Raw genomic sequence first — 18000 nt, forward strand, 5'->3', positions numbered from 1 at the left:
CGATAAGTCCTATATGGGGTCGCTATCCTCCAATTTCATCAGGTCGACATGGGGACATCGACGGACGCGTCCGCCTTGCGCCCGCAAAGATCGCTTAGCATCTTTGTGCGGCGCGCGACCTCCGGTCGCCGCAGCAGGGCGCCGATCGGGGCGGGCAGGCGGCGGCGCCAATTGGGGTGCTCGTCGAGCGTGCCGGGGAGGTTGGGCTGTTCCTCAAGGCCCAGCAGATCCTCGATCGAGATGATCTTCACCCGCGTTGGCGCCTGGGCGATGTGGGCGAGGGCTGCGTCGACCACGCTGTCGGTCGAGACGCTGGCAAGCGCCTCGGGCGCGCCCGCCAGCAGGTTCCATAAATGCTCGCGCTCCTCCGCGCGCCGGTCATGGTCTGCGGGCGTCTCGGACTGCAGGCTCTGCCGCCATTCCAGATCGCGCGCGCGCCACCAGCCGGCAACGGTGGGCGTGTCGTGGGTGCCGGTCATCGCGACGCTGTGCGGACGATAGGCCGAGGCGGCGGCGAATTTGCCGTGGGCGTCCCGCTCGAACCACAGCACGCTCATGCCCAATATGCCCCGCGCGGCCATGATTTCCATGAAGCCCTCGGGCGCGGTCCCAAGATCTTCGGCAATGATGAGCGCCTGACTGCGATGACTTTCGATGGCCAGGATCCGCAGCAGATCGGCGAACGGATAGTCGAGATAGACGCCCTCCGTGCTGGGCGCGCCCTCGGGGATGACCCACAAGCGGCGTAGTCCGAACGCATGATCGATGCGGAGGCCGCCGGCATGGCGCAGGGCCGCCCGGATCATCCGAATCCACGGGCGGAACCCCTGCGCGCGCAGGGCGTGCGGCGAATAGGTGGTAAGGCCCCAATTCTGCCCGTCGGGACCGAGCGGATCGGGCGGGGCGCCGATGGTCAAGCCGCGGAGAAAGCCATCCGGATCGCGCCAGACGTCGCTCCCTCCGGGATCGACCCCCACGGCGAGGTCGGCGATCAGGCCGATGCGCATCCCCGCCTGGCGCGCCGAGGCCTGCACTTTGCCCAGCATCCGGTCGGTCTGGGTCTGCGCCAGAATGTGAACCGCAACCTGTTGCCAGTGGCTCCGGGCGAAATGGTCGACGGCCGGGCTTTGCGGGTTTTGGAACGCGGCCGGCCAGCGCTGCCAGGGGTGGCCGCGAAACTCGATGGAGAGCGCGTCGAACAGCGCGTGGCGGATCAGGGCGGGGTCGGATTGCGCCTCGTCCCAGACGGCGCGCTGGGTCTCCTCGTCGAGCGCCGCGAAGGTGGCGCGCTGCTTGAGAAGCGCCGCGTCCCGGGCTGCGGTCCAGTCGATCAGTTCATCATTGGCATGATCGGGCGGCGAAACAGGCGCATCGGCCTGCAGGGTGTTGAGATAGGTACGGCTGGACGGCGCATAGGGGCTGAAATGGCGAGCGGAACCCGGCACCAGCGCATGGACTGGACTGATCGCCAGCAGATCGGCACCTTGCTCTGCAAAGCCGAGGCCCGCCACGCGCAGGTCTTCGAAGGTGCCATACATCCCCTCGCTGCGCAGCGAAGGGATCTGGATCGCCGGCCCCCAAATGGCTGGGTCTGCGAGCTCGCAGCATCGGGGCGGCGCCACCGCCAAGGTAAAGACATGGCCTGCGATGTCGACCCGATGATAGCCGATTGCGGTGAAGGCCGGCAGTTGACCATCGTGGATGGCGAGACGGCCTGCGCTGCCGTCCTCATAGGTGACCTCTGCAGAGGCTTCAGCCGCCAGCCCATCCGGCAAAGGGACGGGCTGGCCGGCATCCGCACTCAGAAAGTCGGGATTCCGCGCGGCCTCTTCGGTCAGCTTGACCCAAGCCTGCGCCCGCTGCGCGTCCGTCTCGGCGGCATAGCCCAGTGCCTGCAGGACCGCTCGAAGCGTGTCCTGCGACACGCTATGCGCTAGGCCGTCGGCATCCTTCCAATGGATCGCGAGCCCTGCCGCGTGCGCCAGGGCTAGAATTTCATCGTCAGGCACAGCGCCCGGCCTCAGGGCGTTTTGGCTTTCTTCGCGCGGCCAGCTGCCGATGCCTTTTTGGCCGGCAGCGCCGTCGAAGCGGGGGAACTGGCGGCAGCCATCGTTTCGCTCTGCTCCTGCGGCAAGGATAGGTCAGCATCATCGGCAGGGGAGGCAGCCTGCTGTTGCTGCTGGCTCAGGACTTCCTGTTCCACCTGCTCCCAATGCTCGCGGTCACGCCCATGGGGTCGGCCTTCGGCTTCCCACAGCTCATAGGCCCGCTTGCTGATCGTCTGATACTGGTCATCGTCCATATTGGGTTCCTTGCGTTTCGTGGGGTCGATCATGCTCGCCTTGCGCAGCATGGGGGCCGGCAATCCGGTCGGGCAGGGGAATGTCGATGGTCACCGCGCGGTTTTGCCATGTCCGGGTGACGCGCAGCCCTTCCGGCGTTCGCTCCAGCCGATAGCTGCCCATAGCGAACAGTTCCGCATCCTCCCGGCGGCGCGCCAGCAAGTCCTGTGTCAGCTTTAGCTTGCGGGCATCGCGCCCGGCTGGGCCGGAGGCGATCGCGTCCCAGTCCACGGCTCGGCGATTGTCCGGGTCGGTCAGGGCAATCGCGACGATTTCCGTGCCCTGATAGATGTCCGGCACCCCGGGCGCGGTGATCTGGAGGGCGGTCTGCGTAAGCATGAGCGCTTCCCATGTCTGCATGAACGCTGCTCGCTCGTCGGCCGACCACAGCGCACCGTCTTCGAGCGAGGCCATCAGGGACAGCGCAAGCTCGGTCACGCCGTTTTCAATCTCAAGCGCCGGCGCCTCATAGCTGGATTCGAGCTTCGCCTCACGCATGGCCTTGGCGATGTGGTCTGCAATGCGTTGCGCGGCATCCGGCTGATCGAGCATCATCAGCGCGCATTGGATGGCATAGATGCCCCAGCGCGGCGGTAATGCCCGATCCTGTGCCCGTGCCAGCGCCTCCCCGTAGAGGCGCACGCCCAGTTCCGGGAAGACGGCCAAAGCGATGATGGCGGCCCGGGCATCGGCCGAGCGCTTGGTGTCATGGGTGGAGAGGGCATTGAGCGCACAGGGCGTCTCGGATGCACGCTCGTTCATGCGCGCCGCAAAGCGCTCAAGGTCGATCGGCTGGAGGTCCGGAGCGGCGCCCACCTCGCAAAATGGCAGATAAGCGATGGACCGATAGAAGACGGTATCCTCCTCGGACTTGGCGGTGAGCGCGCCGGTCAGCTGCTCGAACCGGGCCGCAAAGGCGCGCGCCAGCGGATCGTCCGGGGCGGATAGCAGGCTGAACACCGGCCCCAGCATCCCGCTTGGGTGCGGATCGCCACGCGCACCGGCGAGAGCCTGCGCGCAAAGGTCGCCCGGCGGCATCACGTCGGCGGCGTAGGAGCGATAGACCGGCCAGTGCATCGCAAGCTGCACGATGGCCGCGCGCACCTCCGGCGCTGCGACGGGCGATCCGGCCAGCGCCATGATGGCCGCATCGGTCACCCGGTCGAGCTCGGGCGTAAAGACGGTGTACAGCATCGTCCGGCGGACGCCGCGCACCTCAAGGGCATAGTCCGTCGGCACATGCGCGCGCGCTGCGGCTGCCAAGGCATCCAGCCCTTCCGGCGGGGTCAGCAATTGGGTGACCGGCGCCATGAACTCATAGCCGCTCATGCCCTCGACCGGCCAGCCCGGCGCCAGCGGCTCGCCTTCCTTGACGATCTTCTCCACCCAGATGGGAATGAAGCCCAGCGCCTCGCGTAGCCGGCGGAGGTAGCTGAGCGGGCGGGCCAGCCCATCGATATGGTCGACGCGGACGCCCTGGACGCGCCCGGCCCGAACTTGCTCCACAATCCAGCGATGGGTGAACTCAAAGACCTCGGGGTCCTCCTGTCGCACCCCGATCAGATCGGTGACGTTGAAGAAGCGCCGGTGGACGATGTCGCCGCCATCATCCTGCCAATGGCCGATCTGCCAATGCTGTTCGTCGAGCAACTGCGCCAGCAGGCCTTCGTCCAACGTCTCCCCGCCCGCTAGCCGCTCGGTCAGCGGTGTCGCGCGCAGGGGGTAATGCTTGTCGTAGACGCGCAGGGTCGGATCATTGCCGATGAGCGAGAAGGCCAGCTGCGCTGCGTCAAGAAGATCGCCCGGCGTCCCGTCCAGAACCGGGAACTGCAGCGGGCCACGGTCCCAGTCGATATCGAACAGGGGCGCAAAGCGGCTCTCCTGCCCATGCCGCATGATGTCGGCGATGAAGGGGTTTTCCGGCGTAAACGCCATATGATTGGGCACGATGTCCAATATGATGCCCAGCCCCGCGGCGCGCGCCGCGTCGCTCAGCGCGCGAAAGGCCTCGTCACCGCCGAGCACCGGATCGACCCGATTGGGATCGGTCACGTCATAGCCATGGGTTGAGCCCGTCGCGGCGCTGAACAGCGGCGAGAGGTAGATGTGGCTGATGCCCAGCGCCTGCAGCCAGGGAATGCGCGCGCGCACCGCCTCGAGATCGACGCCGTTCCGCAGCTGGATCCTGTACGTCGCGACGAGGCCGGGGGCGCTGGGATGGCGCATGGTCATTGGTCCTTTCGAACGGCGGCGGCGAAAGCGAAGCCGCTTCCTTGCGCAGCCTCCACGAAGAAGGGGTCAGTGGGTGTGGAAAAATCCTCGCCGCCAAGCAGCAAGCGGACGTGCAGGGCCGCAGTGGTAAATTCCCATCGCGCATCGAACGCCGCGCCCTCGCGCTGGACGACTGCCTTGGGCCGTTCCGTCTGCGCGAGGAGCGGCGTGATATGGAAGGCCCGCAGCGCGAGAAGATCGCGCACAAAGGCTTCATGCTCGCGCTGCGCATCGGTGGCCGCGTGGCCGATCATCGAGCGGGCGGCCGTTTGCGGGTCATTGGGGTCCGGCACGGTACCGGCGAAGGATGTGAACTTCGCGAACTCCCGTGCCCGGCCGGTGCGCACCGCTTCAGCCAGATCGCCCGTGAAATCCGTGAAGAACAGGAACGGCGCTTCGGTGAGAAACTCATCGCCCATGAACAACATCGGCGTGAAGGGCGTCAGCAGCGTCAGGGCCGTCACCACCCGCAGCGCGGCGCGATCCGCCACCAGATGATGCAACCGCTCTCCCTGCGCGCGATTGCCGACCTGATCGTGATTGCCCAGGAAATTGATGAACGCCGTCCGGGGCAGCAGGGCGGATGGCTCGCCGCGCAAATGCTCATGCGGGGGCCGCTTCTGCCCCTGCTCGACATATCCATCGCGCAGCGCTAGCTCGATGTCCGCCAGCGGATCGACGGCGAAGGGGACATAATAACTCTCGTCTTCCCCGGTCAGCAGGCAGTGGATCGCGTGGTGCCAGTCATCGTTCCAGCTGGCATTGAAGGGCGCATCCGGCTCGAGATAGTCGACGAGGTTGCGCTCATCCTCGGTCACCAGATGGATCGGGCGTCCCCAGTCGCGCGCGCGAACAGCCTTGCCGAGATCCGCCAGAAAGTCCTCGGTGGTCTGGTCGGCAATGGCGTGAACGGCGTCCAGGCGCAGCCCGTCGAGCTGATATTCCTCCAGCCAGAACAATGCGTTGTCGAGAAAGAAGGCGCGAACGGCGGGCACATCGAAGGCAATGCCGTCCCCCCAGGGGGTGCGGGCCGAGGCGTGGAAGAAGGACGGGCACCAGACGGGCAGATAATTGCCCGAGGGACCGAAATGGTTATAGACCACATCGAGCATCACCGCGATGCCGAGCTTGTGCGCCGCATCCACGAACTGCTTGAGGCCGTCCGCACCGCCATAGCAAGGATGGGGCGCATAGAGCAGCACGCCATCATATCCCCAGCCGCGCGCGCCTTCGAACTGGGCGACCGGCATCAGCTCGACGACCGTCACGCCGAGGCTTTTCAGGCGTGGCAATGCCCGTTGCGCGGCGGCAAATGTGCCCTCGGGCGTGAAGGTCCCGACATGAAGCTCATAGATGACCGCCTGATGCCAGGGGAGACCCGCCCAGTCGGCGGACCATTGGAAGGTGCGAGGGTCGACCAGGCGCGAGGGGCCGTGAACATCGCCCATCTGTGCCCGCGCTGCCGGGTCGGCATAGAGCCTGTCCCCGATGCGAAAGCCGTAGGAGGCTCCCGGTCGAGCCGCAGCGGTGCCGGAGAACCAGCCATCTTCGCCCTGCGCCAAAGCGGTCGACACGCCGTCGATCTCGACTGCCACCGCTTCGCGATCCGGCGACCAGAGCGAGAAGCGCCATTGCCCGTCTTCCTCGGGCTCTGCGCCCCAGCCCTTGCAGAAATGATGGCCGGTCATCGTGCGGTCGGCGCGTAGACGCATACACTGTTGGCCGGGATGGCGAGGACATCGCCCTCGCACGGGTCTTCGCTGAAGGGATCGGCGCTGGCGGTATCCAGGATGCGCGTCCAGTGCGCGATGCCGTTGGGGTGGGGCAGGGTGAAGTCGAGCGCGTCGCCTGCGTTCACGATGATGAAGAGCGCACCGATATTCTCATCATCAAGGAAGGCCGCTCGCGCGGAGTGGTCGATGAACAGACCAAGGACGCGTAACTCCGTTTCTGCCCACACCGCCTCATCCATCTCGCGCCCGTCCGGCTGATACCAGGCCACTTCCGTCCGCCCATCGTCCCCCGCATCGCCGAGCAGGAATGTCTCCTGTGCAAGGACCGGATGATCGAGGCGGAAGCGGACCATTCGCTGCACGAAATCGAGAAACGAATCGTCGCGCTCGGCCCATGAGATCCACGCCGTCTCATTGTCCTGGCAGTAGACGTTATTATTGCCCTGCTGGCTGTTGCCGATTTCGTCCCCGCTCAGGATCATCGGCACGCCTTGACTGAGCAGCATCGTCGCGATCATGTTCCGGCGGCGCTGGCTGCGTGCCGCGCGGATATCGTCGTCGTCGGTTGCGCCTTCGGTGCCCATATTGGCGGACAGATTATGATCGTGGCCGTCCGCGCCATTCTCGCCATTGGCCTCGTTATGCTTGTCGTTGAAGGACACGCAGTCCTTCAACGTGAAGCCATCATGAGCGGCGAGGAAATTCACCGAGGAGGTGGGGCTCCGGTCCGAATGGTTGAACTGTTCGGGCGAGCCCAGCAGGCTCCCCGCCAGATCGCCGACCAGCCCGCCATCCCCCCGCCAGAACCCGCGCACGGTATCGCGGAACTTGTCGTTCCATTCGCGGAACGGCGCAGGGAAGCCGCCGACCTGATAGCCGCCCTCGCCGACATCCCAGGGCTCGGCGATCAACTTTACACCGGCGAGGATGGGGTCCTGCCGGATCGCGCCGAAGAACGTCCCCTCGCGATCGAACCCGGCCGCCTGCCGTCCCAATGTCGAGGCGAGATCGAAGCGGAACCCGTCGACATGCATGACCTGCACCCAGTAGCGCAGTGAATCGAGCACCATTCGCAGCACCATGGGGTGCGCCACGGAGAGCGTGTTCCCCGTGCCGGTCTGGTCGAACGAGTAGCGCGGATGGTCCGGCGACAGCACATAATAAGCCGCATTGTCGAGGCCGCGGAAGCAGAGCGTCGGGCCGCGTTCCGATCCTTCGGCGGTGTGGTTGTAGACCACATCCATGATCACTTCGATGCCGACCCGGTGGAAGCGCTTCACCATCTCCTTGAACTGGCGAATGGCGCCGGGGACGCCCTCGCCCTGCTGGAGGAAGCGGGTTTCCGGGGCGAAATAGCCGAGCGTCTGATAGCCCCAATAATTGGAGAGCCCGCGCTCCAGCAGGCTGCGATCATCGAGGAAGAACTGGCAGGGCAACAGCTCGATGGCGGAGACGCCAAGCTTGCGAAGATGGTCGAGAATCGGCTCGCACACCATGCCGGCATAGGTGCCGCGCAGTTCCTCCGGTACATCGGGGTGCGTCATGGTGAGGCCGCGCACATGCGCTTCGTAGATGATCGTCTCGGTCCATGGGAGACGCAGCGCCGCGTCTCCCTCCCAATCGAAATCGGGGTTCTGCACCACGCTCTTGACCATGAACGGAGCCGAATCCCGCGTGTCGAACGTCAGATCGTCGCCACTCAGGAGATCATAGCCCCACAGCGCATCGTCCCATTTGAGCGTGCCGGATACCTCCCGCGCATAAGGGTCGAGCAGCAGCTTGTGGGGGTTGAAGCGATGGCCCTGCTCAGGCTCATAGGGGCCGTGCGCCCGATAGCCATAGAGTTGACCGGGCTTGAGGCCGGGGAGAAAGCCGGAGTGGATCGAGCCTTCTCGTCGGGGCAGTTCGAGCCGCTGAACCTCTTCTTCCCCATCGTCCGAGAAGAGCGAGAGTTCGATGGCCTCGGCGTTTTCGGAAAAGACGGCAAAATGAACGCCGTCGCCGGTATATTCGGCGCCCAGTTCATGGTGCAGCCTGTCCGGCTTTGCGAAGGCCAAAGGCGTCGCGTCTGGCTCCAGGCCGATATCGTCTGCCTGGGTCAAAGTCCGGGCGCCAGCATTCTCCGGGGGCTCTCATCTGCCGAGGCATAATGGGGCTTGGCGGATCGTTTCGCGCCGGCGAGCCGGCTCATCGCCTGCGCGGACAGGAGGCGAATGCCGCCTTCCGAGACAAGACAGCTGTCGCCGCACTGCCTGAGCGCTGCGGAGAGATCGAAGCCGTCGGGAATGACGGCATCGCCGGTCACGATCGCATTGTCGATGCGCACATCCGAGCCGACGCGCGCGCCGGGCATCACCACGACGTTGCGAAGCTGGGCTCGCTCGCCGACGCTGGCACCCTGGCCGATCATATGGCCCGGCCAGGCCGGACGGTCGGAAACCGGGGCCGACCGCACCGGCAGGCCAATGGCGCGCCGCCCGGCGACCGGCCACGAGGGATCGAGCGCGACCCGGCCGCTGGCGATATCGGCATGAATGCCATGATAGGCATCCACCGTGCCGAGATCGCGCCACAGGGGCGCGGCCTGCCCACGCCCGGGCAGCGCGTAGACATAGGCGCTTCGCTCCGCCACCAGCCGGGGCAGGACGTGCTTGCCGAAATCCAGATCCTCATGGAGCGGGGCCAGTTCGGCCAGCACCTGCCGCAGCAACTGCCAGGTGAAGACATAGATGCCCATTGATGCAAAGGCATGACCGGGACGGTCCGGCGCTTCCGCAGGCGAGGCCGGCTTCTCCGCGAAATCGGTGATCAGGCCATCCGCGCCTGCCGTCATGACACCAAATTGGTCGGCGTCGGCCAGCGGGACGTGCACCGCGCCGACCGTCACTTTCGCGTTGCTCAGCATGTGGCGTTCGATGAACGGCCGGTAGTCCATCTGGTAAAGGTGATCGCCCGCGAGGACCACGACATGATCGGGCGCTTCCTGGTCGATCTGGTCGCTGATCTTGACGACCGCGTCCGCCGTTCCGTTGAAGGGGCCGCATTCATTGCCGTCGAGCACGTCTAGCTCGATGCCGCCAAAGCGCTGCCATGTCTGGTTCAAATGGCGATGCAGCGCGTCGGGCTCATATTGGGTGAGCACCAATGCGCGGGGGATGCCGGAATTGGCGACATTCGCCAGCGTGAAATCGATGAGCCTGCCCACATCGCCGACCGGCAGAGCAGGTTTGGCGAGCGCGCTGGTCAGATCATGAAGGCGACTGCCCCGACCGCCTGCCAAGACAAGCGCCAGCGCCGCAGAAGTCGCATGCCGGGCATTCGATTGGCTCATATCTACCTCAGGTCAAAGGAAATCTTCGCCTGATTAACCAACGGCAACGCGCACTGTTCCCTGTCTTTACATATGTTAAGCGATTTTTGTTGCGCCCATCGGAGGGGCGCGAAGGGGCATGGAGCGTGCGGCGGACGAAGCCGCGCCGATACCGGCATAGAGGCGCCACTGTGCCAGCCGCCAAGCTGGCCGCAACGTCGGTGTTTGGCTAGTCCCTCTCGACGGCCGCAAGATCAGAACAGCCGGGCCAGAAAATAGAAGGCTGCGCCGACGACCGCTGACGCCGGGATGGTGATGATCCAGGCGATCATGACGCTCTGCGCCACGCCCCACCGCACGGCGGAGGCCCGTCGCGCGGTGCCCGCCCCGATCACGCAGCCGGTAATCGTGTGGGTGGTCGAGACGGGGATGCCCATCAGCGAGGCCGTGAACACCATGATCGAGCCGCCAAGCGAGGCGCTGAATCCCTGGTGCTGCGAGAGCTTGGTGATCCGCGAGCCCATCGTCTCGATGATCTTCCAGCCGCCCGTCAGCGTGCCCAGCGCGATCGCGATATAGCAGGCAATCGCCACCCAGTGCGGCACCGCGAATTCGCCGGTGAGATAGCCGGTCGAATAGAGCAGCACCGTGATGATGCCCATGGTCTTCTGCGCGTCATTGAGGCCGTGGCTGACGGAATAGGCGGCCGAGGACAACAAGTGCAGATAGCGAAATGCATGCTCGGCGCCGCGAGCGGTGGCCCGGCGGAACACCCAGCTCGTCGCCAGCATGATCAGCATGGAGAGCAGCATGCCCAGCGTGGGCGAGAGCACGATGGCGATCAGCGTCTTGTTGAGGCCGCTCCACTGGATGCCGGAGATGCCGGCATGGGCCATCCCCGCGCCAATGAGGCCGCCGATCAGGGCATGGCTGCTGGAGGAGGGAATGCCCTTGAGCCACGTCACCACATTCCAGAACATGGCGCCGATCAGCGCGCCGAAGATCACGGCCGGCGTGATCAGATCCTGGCTGACGAGGCCCGCGCCGATCGTTTCGGCGACCTTGTGCAGGCTGGGGAAGGCCAGCATGAGAAAATAGGCCGCGAAATTGAAGAAGGCCGCGAAAACCACCGCCGCGACCGGGCCGAGCAGGCGGGTCGCCACCACGGTCGCAATCGAGTTGGCGGCATCGTGCAAGCCATTGAGATAATCGAATGCGAGCGCGATGACGATCAGGCCGACCAGCAGCGGAAAAGCGAGGTTGTGCATGACCCTGTGCGCTCAGCTATGGTCGATCACGATGCCGTCAATCGCATTCGCGACATCCTCGAGCGCGTCGACGATCCGCTCCAGATGCTTGTAGATCTCGCGCCGGACGATGAACGCCATGGGATCGGCCGTCCGGAACTTGCGATAGGCCTGCTTCAGCCCCTCGCTGTGGATGGCGTCGGCATGGCCTTCCATCCGCACCAACCGCTCGGTCAGTTCATGCAGGCGCTTGCCGTTCTGGGCGACATTGCGCAGCAGCGGCATGGCTTCCGCCAGCACGCGCGTGCTGTCGACGATGATCGCCGCCATGTCCTTCATTTCCTGATCGAAGTCGTGCACGTCATAGATGTCGATGGCCGCCACGGCCGACTGCATCTCATCGATCGCATCGTCCGTCGAACTCACAAGGCTGATGATCGCGCTGCGGTCGAACGGCGTGAGGAACGTCTTACGGACAAGGTGAAGCACCTCGCGGATGATCTCGTCGGCATCGGTTTCCCGCTCGATCACCTCGCGAATATGGTCATCGCGGCTGTCCCCGTCATGCAGCAGTCGGGTCAGCGCGTCGGCGCCGGCGACCACGGTCTGGACATGCGCTTCGAACAGATCGAAGAAATTGCCCTGCTTGGGCAAAAGGCGCTGAAACCAACCAAACATCCTGCTTATCCCTGAAGTATGCGCAACGGTGTCCATCACCGATTGGCGCCGTGTCGCCGCCTTGAACTCGGATGCTGCGAAAGATCGGATCAGATCGCTTAGATCCGGCTCGTCGACGGCATCGGCTGCCTCGCTGAGGCTGAACCACCGCCGCTCGCGCTCGTGCTGCTCTTTCCAGTCGGTCAGTTCCCGATTGACGGCCAGCGGGAACACCTCGACGTCCACCATCAAGTTGGCGCCGTTACGCCGCCTTTTGCGATAGCGATAGGTCCCCAATGGTGTCGGGCAGACGGCCCCGACGATGCCGGCCTCTTCCTCGGCCTCGGCAGCTGCTGCCTGATGCGGGAGCTTGCCCGCCGATCCATTGCCCTTGGGAATCACCCAGCGCTTCGTCTCGCGCGAGGTGATGAGCAGAATCCGGATCGGTGCATCCAGCGCATCGCCTTCAGCCCGATAGGGTAGTGCCGCAATCTGTTTGATTGTTTGTCCCCTCAGCAGAGCGCGTGGCGCCCATTGTGACAGTTTTATGTCAGTTGCAACAGTCAACCGCGCGCGATGTCCCCTGAAGAGCAGCGGGTCATTCGACATTCATGCCGTTACCGCTAGAGCGAGAGCTGTTTGATCTTCAAGGCCCTCTGCCGCACTATGTTCAGCACGCTGCTTCCGACCCTCTACTCCGCCCATGTTCCCCGGCCTTCGCCAGACCTCAGCAATCCCGGCGCTGGCCCGCAAGGCCGAGCCCTGCGTTTCATGCGCCCGGGCAGAGGCCTCAAGCTCATCGCGGCGGCGCTCAGCCTCACCGCTGCCCATGCCAGGGCAGAGACCTATCATGTGAACGCGATCACGGGCGACGATCGTTTCGACGGGCGCGTCGCGACGCAGCCATTTCGCTCGCTCGCCCGCCTAGGCAGCGTGAAGCTCAAGCCGGGCGACAGGATTCTGCTGGCGGCGGGGTCGGTCTGGAAAGAACCGCTCACCATCACCCAATCGGGCAGTAGGGGGGCGCCCATTGTCGTCGGCCCAACCGGCTCGGGCGCGCGCCCCCGCATCGACGCGGGCGGCGTCTCTCCCCATGCGGTGGCGATCCTCAACGCAAGCTATGTGACGGTGAGCGGCCTTGAACTGACCAATGACGGCCCGCCTGCCGGCTCGCGCTATGGCGTGCTCGTGTCGGCCGAAAATGTCGGCGTCGTCCGCGGCATCCGCATCAGCGACATGTACATCCATGATGTGCGCGGCACGAATGACCGCAAGGACAATGGCGGCATCGTCTTTCAGGCGCTCGGCCCGCGCTTTCCGACCCGTTTCGATGACCTTGCGATCGAGCGCAACATCATCTGGCGGGTGGACCGCTCCGGCATTGCCGGGATCAGCGATCAGGTCACCGCCGCGCGCTGGTATCCAAGCTATGACATCGTGATCCGGGACAATTATCTGGAGGACATCGGCGGGGATGGCATCGTGCCGCGTGGCACCGATGGCGCGCTGATCGAGCACAATATCGTTCGCTATGCCGCCGGCCGGGCGCCCGGATACAGCGCCGGGATCTGGCAGTGGAGCACGGATCACAGCCTCATCCAGCTCAATGAAGCTGCCTACACCCGCACGCGCTATGACGGTCAGGGTTTCGATTCCGACTTCAACTCGCGCCGGACGACCATCGCGTACAATTACAGTCACGATAATGCCGGCGGCTTCCTGCTGATCTGCTCGCCCAAAGCCAATGACAAGGACAATATCGGCAATCGCGGCACCGTGGTGCGTCACAATGTCAGCCAGAATGACGGGACGCGGATCTTTCAGCTGTCAGGCACGATTTCGGACGCGTTGATCGAAAAGAATGTGATCCACGTCGCCAAGGGCATGGATGTCCAGATGGTCGTCGCCACCGAGTGGCAGGGCTGGGCGAGCGACGTGCGCTTCCGCAACAATCGCTTCGCGGTCGCCGGCACGGCGCGTTATGGCAGCGAGATCGGCCGCCAGGGGCCTGATTATCTGATCTCGGCTGGCTTTTCGCCGGCTCAGTTCATCCGCTTCACGGGCAACGACTATCTCGGCGCTCATGTCGATCCGCCCCGCGACGAGGTCGGCCTAATGAAGGCTGACTATAAAGCCCCCTCGCTCGATTGGGCGGTGCCCACATTCGACCCGGCCAAGCCGGACGGTTTTGCGGATTATCTCGCGCGCCACCGCCAGTGGATGCTCGCCATGCTGGAGCGAGAACTGGGCGCGCCGGTAAAGCTGCTCACGCCCCGCCGCGCGTCGGTCTTCGAGGCGCGACGGTAGGGGCTTCAGCTTTCGGGTTCCTCGCGCGTTCCCAGCGGGCAGGGCCAACATCGCAACTTCAAATTAAAGCGTTGCGCCCGCGCAATCCTGAGAGACGGAGGGATCGCAATCCTCTATCGAGGGTTTTTAGCTTGCTCTCTTCGGGAGCGGTGGACGTGCGGAGACGGTCCGGCGTTTGCGAAGGGAGATATGCGGATGGATCGGACGGCGAAGGCGTCGAGTGGGATTGAGGGGCTTGATGATGTAACGGCGGGCGGCTTTGCCAGCGGCAGGCTTTTCCTCGTCGAGGGCGATCCGGGCACCGGCAAGACGACCATCGCAAGCCAGTTCCTCCTGAACGGTGCAGAGGCCGGGGAGCGGGGGCTGTACATCACCCTGTCGGAAACCGAGGAGGAACTGCGTGAGACCGCTGCCTCGCACGGCTGGGCACTGAACGAGCATTTCCACATTTTCGAACTCGTACCGCCCGAGACGCTGCTGGACGAGAATCAGCAGCAGAGCCTGCTCTACTCCTCCGACCTCGAACTGGGCGAAACCACCAAGCGCATCCTCGAGGCGATCGAGCGGGTCAAGCCGCAGCGGTTAGTGATCGACAGTCTCTCGGAAATCCGGCTGCTCGCGCAAAGCTCGCTGCGCTACCGCCGCCAGATTCTGGCGCTGAAGCACTATTTCGCCAAGCATAATGCAACCGTGCTGATGCTCGACGATCTGACCTCCGACACCAATGACAAGACGGTGCACAGCGTCGCTCATGGCGTGCTGCGGCTTGAGGAGCTGGCACCGCTTTACGGTTCGGAACGCCGCCGGTTGCGGATGCTCAAATATCGCGGCCAGCGCTATCGCGGGGGCTATCATGATTTCGTGATCGATACCGGCGGTGTGCGGGTTTTCCCCAGACTGGTATCGCTGGAGCATAAATCCGATTTCGTGCGGACCACCGCGCCGACGGAAAGCGCCGAACTCAATGCCCTGCTCGGCGGGGGCTTTGACTCCGGCACTAGCACGCTGATCCTCGGCCCGACGGGGACGGGCAAATCCCTCCTGGCGCTCAATCTCGTAAAAGGGTGCATCGCGCGCGGTGAGACGGCGGCCATGTTCGTCTTCGATGAGGAACTTGGCCTGCTGGCCGATCGGGCCAAGGGGCTTGGCATCGATGTGAGCCGGCTGGTCGCGGACGGCAAGCTCGTCATCGAGCAGGTCGATGCGGCCGAAATGTCGCCCGGCGAGTTTGCTCATCGGGTGCGCGCGACCGTCGAGGAGCATGGCATCCGCACCGTCGTGATCGACAGCCTGAACGGATATCGCGCGGCGATGCCCGAGGAGAGCGCGCTTGTCCTCCACATTCATGAGCTGTTGCAATATCTCAATCGGCGCGGCGCGAGCACGTTCCTCACCGTCACGCAGCATGGCGTGGTGGGAGACATGCAGGCCCCGGTGGACATCACCTATCTGGCCGATACGGTCGTGCTGCTGCGCTATTTCGAGGCGGTGGGCCATGTCCGGCGGGCCATCTCGATCGTCAAGAAACGCTCGGGCGTCCATGAGAATACGATCCGCGAATATCGTATCGACGCACAAGGCATCACCATCGGCGAGCCGCTGACGCATTTTCAGGGTGTATTGCGTGGCATCCCCACGATGGTCGGTGCCGGCAATCTGATGGACCTCGGCCAGGACAAGCGCGGCTGATGAACCGCACTTTTTCGGAGCGTGCCGTCATCCTCGCCCCTCACGGTCGGGATGCAGAGATCGCCGCCGCCATCCTCAACCAAGCCGGTATCGAAACCGAGATTGTCCCGTCGCTCGATGCGCTGGTCGCGCGCCTCGCACAGGGTCTTGGGTTCGTGATGATGACCGATGAAGCGGTCAAGGCGGCCGATCTGAGGCCGCTGGTGGAGCTCATCGCCGCGCAACAGGAATGGTCCGATCTGCCCTTCGTCCTGCTCACCCAGCGCGGCGGCGGCGTCGAGCGCAATCCTGCCGCCGGCCGCCATCTCGAATTGCTCGGCAACGTGACCTTTCTCGAACGCCCCTTTCACCCGACCACATTGGTCAGCGTCGCCACGGCTGCGCTGCGGGCGCGCCGGCGGCAATATGAAGCGCGAACCCGGCTTGAGGATATTCGCGCGGTCGAGGAACGCTACCGCCTGGCGAGCAAGGCGACGAACGACGCCATCTGGGATTGGGATTTCGTCACCGACTATGTGACCTGGAACGACGCGCTCTCCATCGCTTATGGCCACCCGGCCGACCAGATCGAGAATAGCGGAGAATGGTGGATCGCGCAGATCCACCCTGACGACCGGGACGAGGTCGACAGGACCATCCACGCAGCGATTGACGGCTCGTCGGACAGCTGGAGCGGGGAATATCGGTTCAGGCGTGGAGACGGGAGCTACGCCCACGTCTTCGATCGCGGCCACATCATCCGGGATGCGCAGGGGCGGGCCTTGCGCATGATCGGGGCGATGCTCGATCTATCCGAGCGGATGCGCGTCCGGGCCGAGCTTGCGATTAGCGAGGAGCGGCTGCGGCTCGCGACGGATGCCGCCGAGGTCGGCTTCTGGGACGTCGACGTGGTCAACGATGTTCTGATCTGGCCACCCATCGTGAAAGGGGTGTTCGGCATCTCGCCCGATGTCGAAGTGTCGATGCAGGATTTTTACGAAGGCCTCCATCCCGACGATCGCGCGCATACCACCGAAGCCTATCTGGCGGCCGCCGACCCGAATGTCCGCGCGATCTATGATGTCGAATATCGAACGATCGGCAAGGAAGATGGTCTGGTGCGCTGGGTCGCCGCCAAGGGACGCGGCGTCTTCGATGAGGCCGGGCGATGCCTGCGCGTCGTCGGCACGGCGATTGACGTGACGGCGCGCAAGCGGGCCGAGGCGGAACTGCGGGAGCTCAACGAGCATCTCGAGCGTCGCGTGACCGAGGAGGTCGCGGTGCGCGAGCAAGCGCAGGCGGCCTTGCGTCAGGCACAGAAAATGGAAGCTGTCGGCCAATTGACCGGCGGCATCGCGCATGATTTCAACAATATGCTGGCCGTGGTGATCGGCTCACTCGACCTGTTGAGCCGGCGCGTCATGCCCGATGACGAGCGCGCGAAACGCTATATCGACGCCGCGATCGACGGCGCGGAACGCGCTGCCACCCTGACCCATCGCCTCCTGGCATTCTCGCGCCAGCAGCCGCTCAATCCCGAGGTGCTCGATCCCAACAAGCTCGTCTCGGGCATGTCCGAGCTTCTGCTGCATTCGCTGGGCGGCGATGTCCGGCTGGAGACGGTTCTGGCGGCGGGGGTCTGGCGTACCCATGCCGACCGCAATCAGCTTGAAAACGCGATCGTCAATCTGGCGGTCAATGCCCGCGATGCCATGCCAGATGGCGGACACCTGACGATCGAAACGCAGAACACGCACGCCGATGATCGCTATGCCGCGGAGAATTTCGGTGTTCCGGCGGGCCAATATGTGATGATCGCCGTGACCGATACCGGCACGGGCATGCCGGACGACGTCATCGCCAAGGCGTTCGATCCCTTCTTCACCACCAAGGCGGTGGGCAAGGGCACCGGTCTGGGGCTGAGCCAGGTGTACGGATTTGTCCGGCAGTCGGGCGGGCATATCAAAATCTATTCCGAGCCGGGCGAAGGGACGACGATCAAGATCTACCTTCCGCGCTTCTATGGCGAGGCCGCCGGAGAGATCGAACAGGTGCGGGCCGACCTGCCCAGGGGCGATGAGCAGGAGGTCATTCTGGTGGTCGAGGACGAGGCCGCCGTCCGCCGGTTCAGCGTCGATGCGCTCGTGGAACTGGGCTATCGTGTGCTGGAAGCGGATGGCGGACATGCGGCGCTGCGCGTGCTCGACGAGCATCCGGAGATCACGCTCTTGTTCACGGACATCATCATGCCGGACATCAATGGCCGGAAACTTGCCGATGAAGCATGCCGCCGCCGGCCGGACCTGAAGGTGCTCTATACCAGCGGCTACACGCGTAACGCGGTCGTCCATAACGGTGTTGTCGATCCCGGTGTGGAGCTTCTCGGCAAGCCCTTCACAGTCGAGCAGCTCGCGGCCAAGATCCGGGCCGTTCTCGAAAAGGCCTAGGCCGGGGCGGCAAACCCG

At 64.6% G+C, this 18000-nt stretch carries 11 protein-coding genes; 3 read left to right on the forward strand and 8 right to left on the reverse strand.

The features are described from left to right. Positions 1-38 precede the first annotated feature (38 nt). The 8 genes from malQ to M2341_RS02510 all read right to left on the reverse strand — a co-directional run bounded on the left by malQ (position 39) and on the right by M2341_RS02510 (position 12061). Complete coding sequence (gene malQ / locus M2341_RS02475; RefSeq protein WP_264584086.1) at positions 39-2009, reverse strand: 4-alpha-glucanotransferase; 1971 nt, start codon at positions 2007-2009, stop codon at positions 39-41. An 11-nt stretch (positions 2010-2020) separates the two neighbouring features. Further along, positions 2021-2302, reverse strand: coding sequence for a DUF2934 domain-containing protein (locus M2341_RS02480; protein ID WP_264584087.1), 282 nt, complete (start codon positions 2300-2302; stop codon positions 2021-2023). Continuing rightward, the gene (gene treY / locus M2341_RS02485; protein WP_264584088.1) at positions 2292-4568 is read right to left on the reverse strand and encodes a malto-oligosyltrehalose synthase; all 2277 of its coding nucleotides are present in this window, start codon (positions 4566-4568) and stop codon (positions 2292-2294) included. The genes M2341_RS02480 and treY overlap by 11 nt, the downstream gene beginning before the upstream one ends. A gap of 2 nt (positions 4569-4570) precedes the next feature. Then, entirely contained in the window at positions 4571-6325 is a 1755-nt protein-coding gene (gene treZ / locus M2341_RS02490) for a malto-oligosyltrehalose trehalohydrolase (protein ID WP_264584089.1), read from the reverse strand. Next, positions 6298-8448: a glycogen debranching protein GlgX gene (gene glgX, locus M2341_RS02495; RefSeq protein ID WP_264584090.1), complete on the reverse strand. Its 2151-nt coding sequence runs from the start codon at positions 8446-8448 to the stop codon at positions 6298-6300. The genes treZ and glgX overlap by 28 nt, the downstream gene beginning before the upstream one ends. Then, entirely contained in the window at positions 8445-9677 is a 1233-nt protein-coding gene (locus tag M2341_RS02500) for a glucose-1-phosphate adenylyltransferase family protein (RefSeq protein WP_264584091.1), read from the reverse strand. The genes glgX and M2341_RS02500 overlap by 4 nt, the downstream gene beginning before the upstream one ends. A gap of 233 nt (positions 9678-9910) precedes the next feature. Then, the gene (locus M2341_RS02505; protein ID WP_181560695.1) at positions 9911-10924 is read right to left on the reverse strand and encodes an inorganic phosphate transporter; all 1014 of its coding nucleotides are present in this window, start codon (positions 10922-10924) and stop codon (positions 9911-9913) included. Between the two features lie 12 nt (positions 10925-10936). Continuing rightward, on the reverse strand, positions 10937-12061 hold the full coding sequence (locus tag M2341_RS02510) for a DUF47 family protein (RefSeq protein ID WP_264572309.1): 1125 nt from the start codon (positions 12059-12061) through the stop codon (positions 10937-10939). A 270-nt stretch (positions 12062-12331) separates the two neighbouring features. Here M2341_RS02510 and M2341_RS02515 point away from each other — a divergent pair, with 270 nt between their 5' ends. The 3 genes from M2341_RS02515 to M2341_RS02525 all read left to right on the forward strand — a co-directional run bounded on the left by M2341_RS02515 (position 12332) and on the right by M2341_RS02525 (position 17982). Continuing rightward, positions 12332-13867, forward strand: a complete 1536-nt coding sequence (locus M2341_RS02515) for a right-handed parallel beta-helix repeat-containing protein (protein ID WP_264584092.1) — start codon at positions 12332-12334, stop codon at positions 13865-13867. Positions 13868-14062: 195 nt separating this feature from the next. Next, the gene (locus tag M2341_RS02520) at positions 14063-15556 is read left to right on the forward strand and encodes an ATPase domain-containing protein (RefSeq protein WP_264584093.1); all 1494 of its coding nucleotides are present in this window, start codon (positions 14063-14065) and stop codon (positions 15554-15556) included. Beyond that, on the forward strand, positions 15556-17982 hold the full coding sequence (locus M2341_RS02525; protein WP_264584094.1) for a PAS domain-containing sensor histidine kinase: 2427 nt from the start codon (positions 15556-15558) through the stop codon (positions 17980-17982). The genes M2341_RS02520 and M2341_RS02525 overlap by 1 nt, the downstream gene beginning before the upstream one ends. Positions 17983-18000: the final 18 nt, after the last annotated feature.

The sequence above is a fragment of the Sphingobium sp. B7D2B genome (assembly GCF_025961895.1).
In the GTDB taxonomy this organism is placed as follows: Bacteria; Pseudomonadota; Alphaproteobacteria; order Sphingomonadales; family Sphingomonadaceae; genus Sphingobium.